The organism is Marinobacter sp. THAF197a (genome assembly GCF_009363275.1).
In the GTDB taxonomy this organism is placed as follows: Bacteria; Pseudomonadota; Gammaproteobacteria; order Pseudomonadales; family Oleiphilaceae; genus Marinobacter.
In genome coordinates this window covers 369,786-384,896 of the sequence record NZ_CP045324.1, presented here as the reverse complement: position 1 = coordinate 384,896, position 15,111 = coordinate 369,786, and the positions used below count along the sequence as shown (strand labels likewise).

11 protein-coding genes are annotated in these 15,111 nt (G+C 60.6%); 10 read left to right on the top strand and 1 reads right to left on the bottom strand.

Features of this window, described 5'->3' with window-relative positions; all coding sequences use genetic code 11:
* The first annotated feature begins 108 nt into the window (after positions 1-108).
* Genes FIV08_RS01710 through pelG form a run of 7 tightly spaced genes read left to right on the top strand, consistent with a single transcriptional unit; the run spans position 109 to position 11,745 of the window.
* The gene (locus FIV08_RS01710) at positions 109-2,799 is read left to right on the top strand and encodes an endo alpha-1,4 polygalactosaminidase (protein ID WP_228715475.1); all 2,691 of its coding nucleotides are present in this window, start codon (positions 109-111) and stop codon (positions 2,797-2,799) included.
* Positions 2,800-2,802: 3 nt separating this feature from the next.
* Positions 2,803-5,976 (top strand): tetratricopeptide repeat protein, encoded by a 3,174-nt coding sequence (locus FIV08_RS01705; protein WP_152437157.1) that lies wholly within the window; start codon positions 2,803-2,805, stop codon positions 5,974-5,976.
* A gap of 12 nt (positions 5,977-5,988) precedes the next feature.
* A complete protein-coding gene (locus tag FIV08_RS01700) occupies positions 5,989-6,534 on the top strand; it encodes a hypothetical protein (protein ID WP_152437156.1) in 546 nt (181 codons plus the stop codon).
* A 3-nt stretch (positions 6,535-6,537) separates the two neighbouring features.
* On the top strand, positions 6,538-7,881 hold the full coding sequence (locus FIV08_RS01695; protein ID WP_152437155.1) for a PelD GGDEF domain-containing protein: 1,344 nt from the start codon (positions 6,538-6,540) through the stop codon (positions 7,879-7,881).
* Positions 7,878-8,864 carry a polysaccharide biosynthesis protein gene (locus FIV08_RS01690; RefSeq protein ID WP_152437154.1) on the top strand — a complete coding sequence of 329 codons (987 nt, stop codon included), beginning with the start codon at positions 7,878-7,880 and terminating at the stop codon, positions 8,862-8,864. Before FIV08_RS01695 ends, FIV08_RS01690 begins: the two co-directional genes overlap by 4 nt.
* Positions 8,861-10,369 carry a GT4 family glycosyltransferase PelF gene (pelF, locus tag FIV08_RS01685; RefSeq protein ID WP_152437153.1) on the top strand — a complete coding sequence of 503 codons (1,509 nt, stop codon included), beginning with the start codon at positions 8,861-8,863 and terminating at the stop codon, positions 10,367-10,369. The genes FIV08_RS01690 and pelF overlap by 4 nt, the downstream gene beginning before the upstream one ends.
* Positions 10,369-11,745 carry an exopolysaccharide Pel transporter PelG gene (pelG, locus tag FIV08_RS01680; RefSeq protein ID WP_152437152.1) on the top strand — a complete coding sequence of 459 codons (1,377 nt, stop codon included), beginning with the start codon at positions 10,369-10,371 and terminating at the stop codon, positions 11,743-11,745. Before pelF ends, pelG begins: the two co-directional genes overlap by 1 nt.
* 20 nt (positions 11,746-11,765) lie before the next feature.
* Here pelG and FIV08_RS01675 read toward each other — a convergent pair whose 3' ends face one another.
* Positions 11,766-12,650, bottom strand: coding sequence for a helix-turn-helix transcriptional regulator (locus tag FIV08_RS01675; RefSeq protein ID WP_058092940.1), 885 nt, complete (start codon positions 12,648-12,650; stop codon positions 11,766-11,768).
* Positions 12,651-12,768: 118 nt separating this feature from the next.
* Here FIV08_RS01675 and FIV08_RS01670 point away from each other — a divergent pair, with 118 nt between their 5' ends.
* The 3 genes from FIV08_RS01670 to FIV08_RS01660 all read left to right on the top strand — a co-directional run bounded on the left by FIV08_RS01670 (position 12,769) and on the right by FIV08_RS01660 (position 15,081).
* Positions 12,769-13,467, top strand: a complete 699-nt coding sequence (locus FIV08_RS01670; RefSeq protein WP_152437151.1) for an ABC transporter permease — start codon at positions 12,769-12,771, stop codon at positions 13,465-13,467.
* Positions 13,464-14,207: an ATP-binding cassette domain-containing protein gene (locus FIV08_RS01665; RefSeq protein ID WP_152437150.1), complete on the top strand. Its 744-nt coding sequence runs from the start codon at positions 13,464-13,466 to the stop codon at positions 14,205-14,207. Before FIV08_RS01670 ends, FIV08_RS01665 begins: the two co-directional genes overlap by 4 nt.
* Before the next feature lie 67 nt (positions 14,208-14,274).
* Positions 14,275-15,081 carry a substrate-binding domain-containing protein gene (locus FIV08_RS01660; RefSeq protein WP_152437149.1) on the top strand — a complete coding sequence of 269 codons (807 nt, stop codon included), beginning with the start codon at positions 14,275-14,277 and terminating at the stop codon, positions 15,079-15,081.
* The last annotated feature ends 30 nt before the right edge of the window (positions 15,082-15,111 follow it).

Genomic DNA, 15,111 nt, shown 5'->3' with positions numbered 1-15,111 from the left:
AGCTTTCTTTTCACCACGTGTTGAGCAACCGCGCTACCCATGCCAAGAACCTGCTGTCTGATTCTGTTGGCTTTTTTCGCTCTGACAAATCACGCTGCCGCAACGTCAGTGAACAACATTGCCTTCTATTACGGCCATGAATCGCCGATCGGCGCGCTCTATGGTTATGACTGGGTGGTCCTGCAGCAGAACCAGACAACCGACGCACGCCTTGATCTGCTGAAACAGGGTAGCACCCGGCCAATCTCCTATCTCAGTGTTGGCGAAATTGCGAAATCACACCGGTATTTCCGCGAGGTACCAGAGGCCTGGAAACTTGGCGTCAATGCCGCGTGGAAGAGCTCGGTTTTGGACCTGAGGAAACCCGAAGTCCGGGATTTCCTGCTCGAGCGGCTGGTCGCACCGGCACTGTCCCGAGGGTTTTCCGGGCTGTTCATGGATACGCTGGACAGCCACCTGCTTACGGCCGAAGGCAACGCGGCGCCTGAGGACTTTGCCCTCGGACAGGCTGAACTGATCAAGGATATCCGCGAGCGTTACCCAGGCATCGTGCTTATTATCAACCGAGGCTTTCATCTGCCCGAGGCTGTACACGGCATGGTCGATGCGCTCGCCTTTGAGTCCTGGCGAGGCGGATACGATGCCGCAGGGGATCGTTACACTTCCGTCACTGATAGTGACCGGGACTGGCTAGCCGGACAGATTGCCCATTGGCAAGACGCACACCCGGGCATACCCCTGATCGCCATCGACTATGTCAGGGATGTCGCATCGGCCGTTAGTCATGCGACGCAACTGCGATCCGAGGGTTTTATCCCCTACGTCAGCAACGGCGCTCTGAACCGCCTGGGGCCGACCTATCCGGAAACCGTTAAACGCCACGTACTGGTCTTTCATGATCTCCCCACCGACAATATGGATCGGAGCGCCGCACACCGGCGTCTGGGCATCGTTCTGGAGCGGCTGGGCCTGGTGCCTGTGTATCGCTCAGCATTGGAACCACCGCCCCGGGAACCCGTTCAGGACCGGTTCGCTGGGGTTGTACTTTGGTGGGAAACGGGTAACAGGCACTCTGAAATCTGCCGTTGGCTGACTGCACACCAGTCCCCAGACCTGCCCGTGGTCACCTTTGGCCTGGCACCAGCTCAATCTGACTGCCAGTCTCTTCTGGGCGGGTCTCGGGCGACGTCACCAGCGGTTCCTCTGACGTTTGACAGGCAACACAGCTCGGTCCTCAACTATGAGGGAGGCCGGCTGCCGGTGTCCCGGCCCGATCTGCTGCCCACGGAGTCCGGCGGTGAGCCCTGGCTTATCGCCACCGGGTCCAACGGCGAGGTCTATCATCCGGTTTACACATTTACCAAGGGCGGCGCTGCCATCACGCCGTTCGTGTTGGAAACGGGGCCCGGCGACCAGGCTTTCTGGCTGTTCGATCCGTTCGAGTTCCTCCGTGCAGCGCTAAAACTACGCTCATTTCCAGCCGTCGACACCACGACGGAGAGCGGTCGTCGTATCCTGACCGCCCATATCGACGGTGACGGCTTCGTGTCCCGGGCCGAGCTACCCGGCAGCCCCCTGGCCGCCCAGGTCATTGGCGAGCGCATTATTGAGCGCTTTGCCATTCCTCATACGGTGTCGGTCATTGAGGCTGAAGTGTCGCCAAAGGGGCTTTACCCAAAAGCCAGTGCCGAGGCCGAAGCGCTGGCTCGCCGCCAGTTCCGGCTTGGACATGTGGAGGTAGCTTCTCACACATACAGCCATCCTTTTTTCTGGGGTGCCATTGAAGGCGGGAATGCGCCCAGGCTGGAATACACCCTGTATGGATATGCCATGACCATCCCCGGTTATCACGCAACGCCGGAGCGGGAAATCACCGGATCCGTCGACTACATCAACCGTGCTCTGGCCCCGACACAGAAACCGGTATCGGTGTTCCTTTGGACCGGCGATGCCCGGCCCGGCCAGCAATCTCTGGCCATGGTACGGGAGCTCGGGCTGGTGAACGTAAACGGTGGCGACACTCATCCTCTGCCCTACGATTCCGGCGTCGCCGGTGTCTGGCCGGACGCCCGCCCCATTGGCGACGAGTTGCAGGTTTATGCACCCGTCATGAACGAGAACGTGTTCACCAATCTATGGACGGGCCCCTTCTATGGCTTCCGCAACGTTACCGACAGCTTCCAGATTCTGGAAGAGCGGGGCCGTTTGAAGCCCATCGGTATTTATTACCACTATTACTCGGGAACCAAGCCAGAATCTCTGTCGGCCCTTGAAGAAGTCTACCGGTACGCTCTCGCTCAGGACGTAACCCCCCTGTTCCTGAGTGACTACGCTCGACGGGTGCAGTCACATTATTATTCAGCTTTGCGGGTAGACGAAGACGGTGGGTTTACCTGGCGCGGGCTGCATCACCCCACGACCGCTCGGATTGACCTATCCCTCTATCCGGACCTTGATCGCAGCAGGGGTGTTGCCGGATTCAACGACGCCAGCGGTCAACGGTTTGTGCACCTGGCAGGAACTGAAGCTCAACTATACCTGGGAGACACGCCCTCCCCCGGTCCCTATCTCCGGAGCGCGAACGCCTCAATCAACAGTTGGCGGCGCAATCGCACTCGCTCGGGCTGGCAGATTGCGGCAGATTTTACGGGTCACCAGCCACTTGAGGTGGTGATCGCCGGCGCCTCGGACTGCAAACAAACCGGAGGCCCGACCCTGCAGCGTCATAAAAACAGCAGAGGCATGGTATTCAGCAGCCAGACCCGCCATGGCGGCCCACTGGAACTGGAGTGCCGGTAAGCGATGAGACAGCGCCGGCCTGCCTTTTTCAGTCTGCCAGCCCTGTTAATGATGGGAGCCCTCCTGGCACTCGTGCTCTACCTGCTCTTTCCCCGTCAGAGCGCGTATGACGACTTGCGCTACCTGAGCGACCCAGACCCGGTGTCGCTGGCGTACCTGGAAACCCTGCTCAGATCGGACCCGGACAACGTGCCGCTTCGCATCAATCTGGGCCGAATGCAACATCAGGTCGGGCAATACGATAAGGCCAGAACAACCCTGGCGCCGCTACTTGAGCTATCATCCGTTCCCTCCCGGGCCATGGAAAGCTACCTCGAGCTGCTGGTAAGCCAAGTGCATTCCGCCTCCGGCCCGGAGCGCCGGGAAACGCTGACCCAGAGTCTGGCAGATGCCCTCCAGCAAACGCTTTCCAATGATTACTCAGTGGAACGGAAACTCGCCCTGGCCGAACCGGCGTTGCCATTGCTGAAACCTGAGGCGCAACTGGTCATCCGGCAGAGGCTGTTCGAGGAAGCCAGTGGTTCGGAGCGCCTGGCGCTGGCCACCCAGTTGGCGCGCCAATATGAGGCCATGGAACAGCCCGGGCGAGCCGCGGATATCCTGCAATCGACCCGGGATCTGGTGCCAGAGGCTCGCAGGTTCGCCTACAACCAGAACCTGATCCGTATTGAGCTTGCGGCCGGGCAGCCTGCAAAGGCGCTCGCGCTGTTTCGATCAGCCTTTGACGATGGCAGCATGGACGCGGCCCGGCTACGGGAAGGGATCCGTCTGGCAAGCCTTGCTGGCGCAGATGAATTGCGTCGGTCATGGCTTGGCATGCTGGCACTGGCCGAGCCGGCCAACCCCGGCGTCCAACGTGAGTGGTGGCAGACCCAGCTCGGCGAAGGCGACATCGCAGGCGCGTTCGAGACATTGCGGAGGATGCAATCGAACTTCGAACCATTACCCCAACGGGACTGGCAGACAGCGGCTCAGGTATTGGAGTGGAACGGTCAGCCTGCCGAGGCGCTCGGCTACTGGCGCCGGTTGTACCGGGCAACAGATTCCCGGCTCGCCTTTGATCGCGCTACCCGTCTTGCCGCTGAACTGTTTCAGTGGCAGCTTCTCGCCGACCTGTTCAACACCGCCCGCGAACGGGGATCCCTGAACGCGGATGGCTTTCGGGAACTCGCCGACGCCCTGGTAAGCCTTGCGAAGCTGGACGAAGCGGAGACCCGACTTCGGCAGGGCCTGAAGCTTTTCCCAGAGAGCAGCGCCCTGGCCGAGCGACTGACAGAGCTGCTGCTGAATCGACGTCGCCTACCGGAGGTTATTGCGTTGCTGGAGACCCGGCGTACGCTAACCGACGCCGAACGGCTCCAACTGGCCCGGCTGTACTGGAGGACCCGGGATCCGGAGTCTGCGTTCAAGGTACTTTCGGTTGAACTGGATGATCCGGCACTGGCTGCGGAGGCGAGTGAGATGCGACTGCAACTGGCTACTCTCCTGGGTCAGACCGGGTTCCTTGAAGCTGAATACCAGCGGCTCAGCAACCGAGCGCCGGAGCAGATAACACCAGACGGTCGGGAACAGCTGTTGAATCTCGCCGTCATGTTCAACGACCTTCCCCGAGCGGTCCAGCTGGCTCGCCAGCGCCTGGCGGAAACCAATGACCCCCGTTACCTTGGCGCCATTGCCGAGTACCAGCTCGAACTGAACGACTGGACGGGGCTGTCGGCGACGCTGGACACCTGGCAAGCCGAAGCAGAAAGTGCGGAGACAAGTCCCCGCTACTGGACGCTGCGGGCACTGCTGCATCAACACCGTGACCAGGACCGGGAAGCATCCGTGGCGTTCGAGAACGCCGCCCGCCTGGCTCCGGACAGCACCGACGTTTTGGTAAGCTGGAGCTGGTTTTTACTGGCGCATCCAGAGCGACTGCCTGGACACTTGCCGCAGCTGCTGCAGCAATTGAGTGCCAATCCGTCTCGCCAGAGTTATGGCGTTCTTGCTTACGGCTACCAGGCTATGGGTGACCAGGCCCGAGCCATGGCCTGGCTCGCTCAAGGACGGCAGGCCCACCCCGGAGACGCTGACTGGCTGCTGGCCATGGCTCCCCTGGCAGAACAGACCGGTGCACGGGCGGAGGGGCAAGCGATGCGCCGACGAGCCATTACCCTGAAGGGCGCAAACCTCGAGCAGGCCAAGGACTCGGCTCTGTTCCCCGCCCCCCAGCAAACCGGCGAGGTGACCGGCCCGCTTTACCGTTTCAACAACCGCGCCCCCCAGCTTGGCATACGGAACCGCGATATCGGCGGTTTCTCGATCAGGGACCAAACGTTACAAGGCCAGTTCAGCCACGACCGGTTCCGTTGGCTGTTCAGCACCTCCACACTATCCGCCAGCGGTCGGGGGCTATTGCTGTCAACGCCGGCCACCGGCCAGGATGCCAGACTGCAATTGCAGAATAACACCAGCAATACCCTGCTGACCGTAAGTCTTGGTCACCTCACGCGTTCGGGAGGATCTAAAACAACGGCCGGCGCGGAGATTTCCGGCCAGCCAGGGGACCGTTTCAGCATCACTGCAGGGGCCGAGCTTAACGAACGGCCTCTGGACAGCGCCGAGGCTTGGTGGCTTGCCAGCCGCGACTCATTCTACACTTCGGCGACCTACCAACCCTTCCCGAGACTCTTGCTGTTCTCCAGGCTGGAAAGCCTGTCTTTCGACACCAACACCGGCACCGCCCTCGGCAGTGGCTACGGACTGGACGCCATCGGAAGCTATACCCTGTTCCGGGAAGACCCTGGCTGGCAGCTGTCACTTGGCTACCGCCGTCAATCGCTCAACCTGGCAGGGGCCCTGGACACAAACACCGCACGGCAGCTCGAGCCTGGAGCCTCGCCGGGCAGCCTCGTTGCGGCAGACTATGAGCGGATTGGCGTCGAGAGCCGTTGGTACCACGGGGAGCCCCATGCACTCTATCGCACCGCGCCGGAACCCCGTTTTTTTGTCGGATTGGCCGCCGGTTATGTACTATCCACCTCAAGCCCGGATTTCGGAGTCAACCTCGGTATGGGCTGGCGCGTGGTTGGAGATGACGAGCTCGCACTGTCGCTCGATTACACCTCAGACGGACTGGACGGCAGCACCCGGACCGATCTGAACCTCACCTATACCATTTACTTCGGTCGTTAAAGGAGACCTGCCATGACCCCAAGAATCCCTGTTTCCGGTCTGACCAGCCTTGCCCTCGCGCTATTTCTACTCGCTGGTTGCTCGGTGATGCAGAGCCAGCGGGGCAGCGAACCTGTCGCCCTTAACAGCCAATTCGCGGTGATACCACTGACCAACCTGTCTCAGACCCCCCAGGCCGGTGACCAGGCGGCCAGCATCCTCAGCGCCATTCTCCGGGCCAGGGGCGCCGGGAACGTCCGGCTATATCTGCCGGAAGACGCCAATCCCATGGCATACGATAACCGTGCCCGACAACAACAGGCACTTGCAGACGCCCAGGAGAGCGGCGCCGACCTGATTGTCACCGGCACCGTCGACGAGTGGCGGTACAAGAGCGGCCTGGACGGTGAGCCAGCGGTGGGTATTACGCTGGAGGTCCGGGCCGCCGATGGTGACGGTATCGTCTGGTCAGGGACCGCCGCGCGCACAGGCTGGGGCCGCGAAGGCCTGAGCGTCGCCGGACACAAAGTCTTGCAGGGCCTGGTTGATGCAATGCCTCTGGAACAGGCTGCTCGCTGATCCATGAACGATTTCCAGGCACAGCAGGAAGAAGCCGCCAGCTTCGAGAGCACGCCGGCACCAACCTGGCTCAGATGGGTGGAAACCGTGGTGGTAACCTCGCTGTTTGTCGGTGTGGGCGCCTGGAACCGGCCGGAGGATCCCTTCTACCTCAACGGCAGTTTCCCCTGGCCGGTACTGGCACCTCTGCTGATGGGGCTACGATACGGTTTCTTCTTTGCGCTGGTGTCGTCGCTCATCCTGCTCGGCGCCCTCGGAATTGGTTACCGGGAGGGCTGGGTGCCCGTCACCGGTTTCCCCTACGTATGGGCGATTGGCGTACTGATCTTCAGCCTGCTGGCAGGGGAGTTCCGGGACTACTGGGAACGACAGATCGAAAAACTCGAAGCCAGCAATCGCTACCGGCAGGTGCGGCTTGAAGAATTCACCCGTAACTTCTACCTGCTCAAAGTATCCCACGACCGGCTTGAACAACAGCTGGCTGGCAGTTCCAGTAGTCTTCGGGAAGCTCTGCGCCGGCTATACCAGGAAATCGCTCACGCCCAAGGCGACGGGCTGACAGCCGAAACCGCCGAGCTAATGCTGCAGCTGCTGATCCGCTACGGCCAGTTGCAGATCGCAGCCATTTACTCCATCACCGACACAGGTCTGGCCGAAAAGCCGATCGCTCGAATTGGCGCTTTCGAGGACATCCGCAGTGATGATCCGATACTGCTGCACGCGATCGGCGAGAAGACCTTGGTTTCGGTTCAGAGCGAGTACTTGCAGAACCTCAATAACCTGAATACCGACCTGCTAATGGCCATACCTCTGATCGATTCACGCCAGACCCTGCTAGGGGTGGTGGCGGTCAAAGCCATGCCGTTTTTCAATTTTCAGCCACGCACACTTCGCCTGCTCGCCATTCTCGCCGGGCATATGGCCGACATGATTCAGGAACAACTTCAGACTCCCGGCCCCGGCAGCGAGGAATGGCGGCAGTTTTATTTCCAGCTTCTGCGAGCCTGCCGGGATAACCGGCAGTATGGGTTGCCAGCCTCACTGATCAAGCTCACATTTGACAGCCGGCAACAGTTGGCCCTCGTGGAGGAGCGAATGAGACGTCTGCGGCGGGGGCTCGATGTGATCACCGAGCTGCCGTCTGATGATCCCATTGGCCTCGCCATCCTGTTGCCGCTGACCGACGAGCTTGGTCAGGCAGCCTACCTGCAGAGACTGGATGACGCCGTACGCGAACACACCGGGCAACCGCTCGCGCAGCTGGCTGAGGTCAGTACACGAATGGTGGACGAAGTGCAGGAAACTCAGGCCTGGCTCAACGGTCCCGGAGGAGCGGGGCTGTCATGACTGGCACCTGGCTGTCCTTTCTCGCGGTTTCCCTGGAGGCAGGGGGAATTGCCACCCTGATGTCAGATTTGCCGCCGGCCATGTCACTGGCCAGCTATCTGGCCGCACACGCCCTTGCGTGCGCCCTGCTGACGCTGGTTCTGCTGCCGTTGCTACCGCCCCGCTACCGCGGTAACACACTGCGCACGTCACTTTTCCTGTTTACCCTGCAATTCTCCATACCCTTTCTCGGCAGCCTTGGGGTGTTTACCGGTGTATTGCTGGCGCTCTACCTACCCCGGACCACTCGCGAGATCCCCTGGCAAGAGGTAGACATTCCGGAATTGCCATTCCAGCCGGTGGATATGAGCCAGCAGATCATTTACAGCGAAGGCGGCCTGCGCCAGGTGCTGCGGGAGGCAGGCAGTATCGACAAACGCCTCAAGGCGTTGCTGGCCACCCGCCAGATGGCTGAGCGGGACGCGGTGGAATTGCTCCGGGAGGCTTTGAAAGACCCGGCGGATGATGTCCGGCTGTTGGCCTACTCCATGCTGGAACAAAAGGAAAAGGCTCTGGCCAGCCAAGCCCGCCGCCTCCAACTGGCGCTGGAGGATGCAAGCTCGGACAACCCCTCCCGGCTCAAGCGACGACTGGCCCAGGTGTGGTGGGAAATGGCCTACCTGGGTCTGGCCCAGGGCAGTCTCCGCAGCTATTACCTTGAGAGCGCGCGACGGCTGTTGCAGGACCTGACAAGCACCCTGGCCATGCACAACGACTGGCGACTGCTGGGGCGGTGTGAACTTGCCCTGGGTAATGTTGTTGCGGCCCGGGATGCCTTCGAGAAAGCGCTTGAGCAAGGTGCTCCTCAGGAACTGATCCTACCTTACCAAGCGGAAGTTGCTTACATCGAAAGGGATTACCGGAGAGTGCGCTTCTGCCTGGCGAATCTCACCCGGTACCGGCCACAACAGAATGTGCGCGCCGTGATTGAGGGCTGGCTATGAAAGCGGACATCACACTGCTGCTGGAGGGCACCTACCCGTTTATCCGGGGCGGTGTATCCTCCTGGGTTCACCAGATTATCAGCGGATTGCCTGAGCATCGCTTTTCGCTGATCTTTCTAGGAGGCGATCCGGCCCACTATGGGGAAAAGCAGTATCGTCTGCCCGACAACGTCGTTCACCTGGAATGCCACTACCTGATGGATACCCGGCTGGTAGACAAACCCCGTCCGAGGCGCGGCAACCCGAAGGCATTCAAACACCAGAGAGCCCTGCACTCGCACTTTCGGGAAGGCAGTGAGGCGCCGGCGGAGATGCTTCACGATATCTTTCGGGACCTGGGCAGTCGAACTGGCATCAGTCACGAAGATTTCCTGTACAGCGAGGAAAGCTGGTCAATGATCGACGACAGCTACCGCCAGTTCTGTACAGAGCCCTCGTTCGTTGACTATTTCTGGACCGTCAGGACCATGCACTCCCCGCTGTTCCAACTGGCCGAAATCGCCCGCAACATCCCTGAAACCGCCATGGTGCATTCGATTTCCACCGGTTACGCGGGACTGCTGGGGACCATGATCAGCCAGCAGAGAAGCATCCCGTTTGCGCTGAGCGAACATGGTATCTACACAAAAGAACGAAAGATTGATCTCTCCCAGGCTGCATGGATTCAGGACCCCAGCGACCAGGTAAGCGCCAATATCAATGACCAATTAGGCTACATTCGGAGGCTGTGGATACGGTTCTTTGAGGTCCTTGGCCGGCTAACCTACCAGCAGGCCGACCCAATTGTCTCTCTCTATCGGGGTAATCAGGCCCGGCAGTTGGCTGATGGCGCGATGCCCCAGCGCACCTGCATCATCCCGAACGGTATTGACCTAACCCGCTTCGACGCCGCCCGCGCTTCACGGCCGGCGGAAGTGCCCAAGGTACTCGGTCTGGTTGGCCGAGTGGTACCGATCAAGGACATCAAGACCTTTATCAGGGCAATGCGTTCGGTGTGCGAAGTGATTCCCGATGCACAAGGCTGGATTGTCGGGCCCGAAGATGAAGACCCAGTGTATGTATCGGAATGCCGTGACCTGGTGCACAGCCTGGGGCTGGAAGGTCAAGTCCGGTTCCTGGGCTTCCAGAACGTCAACGACATCCTGCCGCAATTGGGGCTGATGGTACTCACCTCAATTTCCGAGGCGCTGCCCCTGGTGATTCTTGAGGCCCACGCCGCAGGCTTGCCCTGCCTGGCCACCGACGTGGGTGCCTGTCGGGAGCTGATTGAGGGCATGTCCGAGCAAGATCAGCAGCTTGGACACAGTGGTGCAGTAGTGCCCATTGCGGACCCGGAAGCCACCGCCCGGGAAGCCATTCGCCTGCTTCTCGACGAGCGCCGGTGGCAGCAGGCCCAGCAGGCGGGACTTGAGCGGGTACGGCGCTACTATACGCTCGACAGCATGTTCAATGCCTACCGGGGTATATACCGCGCCGCTTTGCAAACCTCTGGCGAGACGTACTGATGGCAGGTATCGGGTTCGAATTGAGGCGAATTCTGAAGCGGGACAGTTTCACAGGGCTGATGGGGGCCTATGGTCTGGCCGGCGTCATCAGTTCCGGCCCCTGGGTGCTGTCGGTGCTGGGTGTCATGTTGATCGGTATCATCAGCATCAACCTGGCCGTCACAGGCCTTGCTGTCGTGCAGTTTCTGGTATCCGTCACCTACCTGATGGCCGTTTCGCTTACCCTCTCCGGCCTGTTCCAACATGTGTTTACCCGCTGGGTGGCCGACCGCCTTTACGAGCGAAAGAGCGGCCTGATACTCCCCAATCTGATGGGGGTGATCTGGACCTCCTCCCTGCTGGCAATGCTGGTAGGGCTGCCTGCCGTACTCTGGCTGTTTCCCGGCACTTCTGCGGCCTACCGGCTCCTGATGCTTGCCAACTTCGTGGTGCTGTGCAACCTGTGGCCGGTGACCATCTTCCTGTCCAGCATGAAATCCTACCGGCGCATCGTCGTCATCTTCGCCCTTGGCTACGCTACCGCGATCACCGCCTCGCTGATACTCGGGCAATATGGGTTGGAGGGTCTGCTTGCCGGCCTCCTGCTCGGCCACAGCCTGCTGTTCTTCAGCTTTTTCTACACCATCATCCGGCAGTACCCGGGCGACGGCCTGATCCGATCAGATTTTACCCGGCGCGGTCAGATCTTCCCCACGCTGATCTTTACCGGGTTGCTGTTCAATGCCGCTGTCTGGGCCGACAAGTTCATCTTCTGGTTTCACCCGGATACATCGCAGCCAGTGATCGGCGCCCTGCGCGCTTCGGTGATCTACGATCTGCCCATTTTCCTGGCTTACCTGGCCATCATCCCCGGCATGGCGGTATTCCTTGTCCGGATGGAAACAGACTTTTCCGAGGCCTACGACCGTTTCTACAATGCGGTGAGAGAGGGCGACACCCTAGGACGCATCAACGGTTTCCGGGACGATATGGTGAAGGTAGCCCGCAACGGCATCTATGAGATCTGCAAGGTGCAGGGGCTGACTGTTATCCTTCTGTTCCTGTGGGGTGAAGAACTTCTGGCCGCGATTGGGATATCCACTCTATACCTGCCACTGTTCTACATTGATCTGGTGGCCGTGAGCATCCAGCTGATCCTGCTGGCAATCCAGAACGTGCTGTTCTATCTCGACGCCCGTGGTATCAACCTCACGCTCTGCGCCCTGTTTTTTGGTACCAACATCCTGTTCACCCTGACCACCATCGAACTGGGCGCGTCTTTCTATGGCTACGGCTATGCCGGTGCCACCCTGGTTTCGGCGTTGGCCGGCCTGGCGCTGTTATCGCGCAAATTCGACCGTCTGGAATATGAAACGTTCATGCTGCAGGGCCGATGATCGCCACGGGGGAGCAGGGTTCACGCGTTGTACACCACCCGCCCCAACTCACTGATATCATACCCCCCCAACGCCTCTGCCCGCTGGCCAAAGCGCTCGCAGCGAGCGAACGCCAGCAAGCGCTGCATCGCGGGCTCAAAGTAGTGGCGCCGGCGCATGGCCAGGTCGAAATGCTCCTGCTGCAAAGGGATAAACGCCAAGCCCTGGCGGCGCGCTGCCGCTTCGATACCCAGACCAATATCCGCTTCGCCCTGGCGAATGGCCAGGGCAAGATCGTCCTCGCTGAGTGACGGGTGAACAGCCCATCTGAGTTGTTTCGCGTCAATACGGTGTCGAGCGAGTAAACTCTGCAGCAAATGGCTGACGCCGGCATCGGGCTGGCGATGGGCAACCCGGATGCCGGGGCGGGCGATGTCCTCTAGCCGTACCAATTGGTGAGGGTTGTCGGCGGCCAGCAGAAGCCCCTGCTGACGTTTTGCCCAGCGGATCAGCACCAGGTCGCGCATGCCGCTCAGACCCAGGGTGGCCGGGTCGTTGTAACACTGGCTTTCTTCGTGCCAGATATGCATGCCGGCGAGCATGGCGCGCCCATCCACCAATCTCTGCACGCCATCACCGCTCCCCTGGCACAGCAAAGCCAGTTCCGCGCCGCTTTCCTTCACCGCCCATTCCAGCAGCGGGTCCTGACTGCCCGCCAGAACGGGCGGGATCGGCGTGCTGACGGCATCGTCACCCTCCAGGTGGTTCATCAACCACAGATCCAGCCGCTGGCGCGGGAAGAGAAGCTTGCCTGTCACCCGTACACAGGGAATCACGCCCTGGCTGACCAGGTCGTAAACCTTGCGCTCTTTGAGCCGCAAATACTCGGCGGCCTCAGCGGTGGTGAGATAAGCAGGAAGGGGCATCATTTTCTCCAGCTGCGCGGGGAAAGCACAGGACTGCTTCAGGCTGCATGAATTCCGGAAGGCTGTGCAAAGCGTAGTTAAAAACGCCACGATGCTCAAATAATAAGGAGACGCAGCAGTGGAAAATAATGCGTTCTATGTGGCGTTGTCGTTGCTGTTAAGCCTCGACGCCTCGCTAATCCAGATCGTCGCGCTCTCGCTACAGGTGTCGCTTCTGGCCGTGCTGATTGCAGCGGTGCTGGGGTTTCCGCTTGGCGCTGCAGTGGCGCTGTGGCGCTTCCCGGTACGCGGCGCCGTGGTCGTGGTGCTGAATGCACTCATGGGACTCCCGCCGGTGGTGGCCGGGCTGATGGTGTATTTGCTGCTCTCCCGCGCCGGGCCGCTCGGTGAATGGGGGCTTCTGTTTACACCCGGCGCCATGGTGATCGCCCAGGTGGTGCTGGTGCTGCCCATCCTGGCTGCGCTGTCGCGCCAGAAGGTGGAAGAGATGCTGGGCGAGTACCGGGAGCAGTTCGTGTCTCTCGGTATGTCCCGGGCTCGCATGATGCCCACCCTGCTCTGGGATGCCCGTTTTGCGCTGCTGACGGTGCTGCTCGCCGGGTTTGGCCGGGCCAGCGCCGAAGTGGGCGCGGTGATGATGGTGGGCGGCAATATTGATGGGGTCACCCGGGTAATGACCACCGCCATTGTGCTGGAAACTGGCAAAGGTAATCTGCCCCTGGCGCTCGGGCTCGGCATTGTGCTTTTGACGCTGGTCATGCTGATTAACGCCGGCGCCTATCTTGTGGGTGAACTGAGCAGGAGGCGGACAGGATGACATCACTGAACGCACCCTTCTTCTCCAGATCCGTTCTGCTTCCACCACCGGCCCTGTCCTTCCAGGGTGTCGCCTTCCATCATGAGGAAAACACATTGCTGGGCCCCTGTTCCTTCACCCTGGACGGCCCCGGCCCTACCCTGGTGATGGGCCCCAACGGCGCCGGCAAAAGCCTCCTGCTACGCCTGGCTCACGGGCTGCTGTCGCCCACCCAGGGCCGGATTATCTGGTCGGATGAGGGCATTCCCCGCCAGGCCATGGTGTTCCAGCAACCGGTGCTTCTGCGCCGCTCCGCGGTGGCCAATCTCCGGCACGCTCTGGCGGTCAACAACGTCCCCCGTCGGGCACGGGCGAAACTGGCACTGGATGCCCTTGAACGCTTCGGCCTGTCGGCCTGCGCTCACACACCCGCACGGGTGCTTTCGGGTGGCCAGCAACAGCGCCTTGCGTTGGCCCGGGCCTGGGTGCTCTCGCCGCAGGTGCTGTTTCTTGACGAACCCACTTCGGCGCTTGATCCGGCCGCGATTAAGGCCGTAGAGGCCGCCGTGCTGGATTTTCACCAGCGAGGCACACGCATTGTGATGACCACCCACGATTTACATCAGGCCCGTCGGCTCGCCGGTGACGTTCTGTTCCTGTCTGGGGGAAAAGTGCGCGAACACACGGCGGCTGACACCTTCTTCAGCAACCCCGTATCCCGCGAAGGGCAGGCGTTCGTTACTGGAGAACTGGTGGAATAACTCCGCCTCAGGACTTCGACATCAAGTAACCCGAAAAACACTCCCAACGCACGGAAGGAAAAACAGGATGAAAAAGACCCTGAATCTGCTGTTTGCAAGTGTGATGGCGATGGGCATATCGCTCGGTGCGCACGCCGACGGATACATCATTCTCGCTTCCACCACCTCGACGGAAAACTCGGGGCTGTTCGACTCTATTCTGCCCAAATTCAAAAGCGCCATGGGCATAGACGTGCGGGTTGTGGCCGTGGGCACCGGGCAGGCCTTTGAGCTTGCCCGCCGCGGCGACGCCGACAGTCTTCTGGTACATGACACCAGCGGCGAAAAGCGATTTATTGACAACGGACATGCCACCGGGCGGGCGGATGTGATGTACAACGACTTTGTACTGATTGGTCCAGCAAACGACCCCGCCAATGTCCGCAACGCCGGAACCGCCGCCGAGGCCTTCGCGGCCATCGCCAATGCCCGGGCCCCGTTCACATCACGGGGAGATGACAGTGGCACCAACCGCGCCGAGTTGCGCCTTTGGGAGAACGCCGGTGTTGAGCCCGACGGCGACTGGTACAGGGAGTTGGGCAGCGGCATGGGGCCAACACTTAACACGGCTGCGGCCATGGACGCCTACGTGATGTCGGATCGCGCCACCTGGGTGGCGTTCGGTAACCGTCAGAACCTGACCCTGCTTTTTGAAGGCGACGACGTGTTGTTCAACCAGTACGGCAGCTTGTTGCTCTCGGAACAGAAACACCCCCACCTCAAACACGATCTGGCCCGACAGTGGCATAACTGGCTGATTTCCGAAGCGGGTCAGCAAGCGATTGCTGACTTTAAAGTCAATGAACAACAGCTGTTTTTCCCGAATGCCAAATAGGCTAATCTCTGGCTATGTCCGTAGATAATG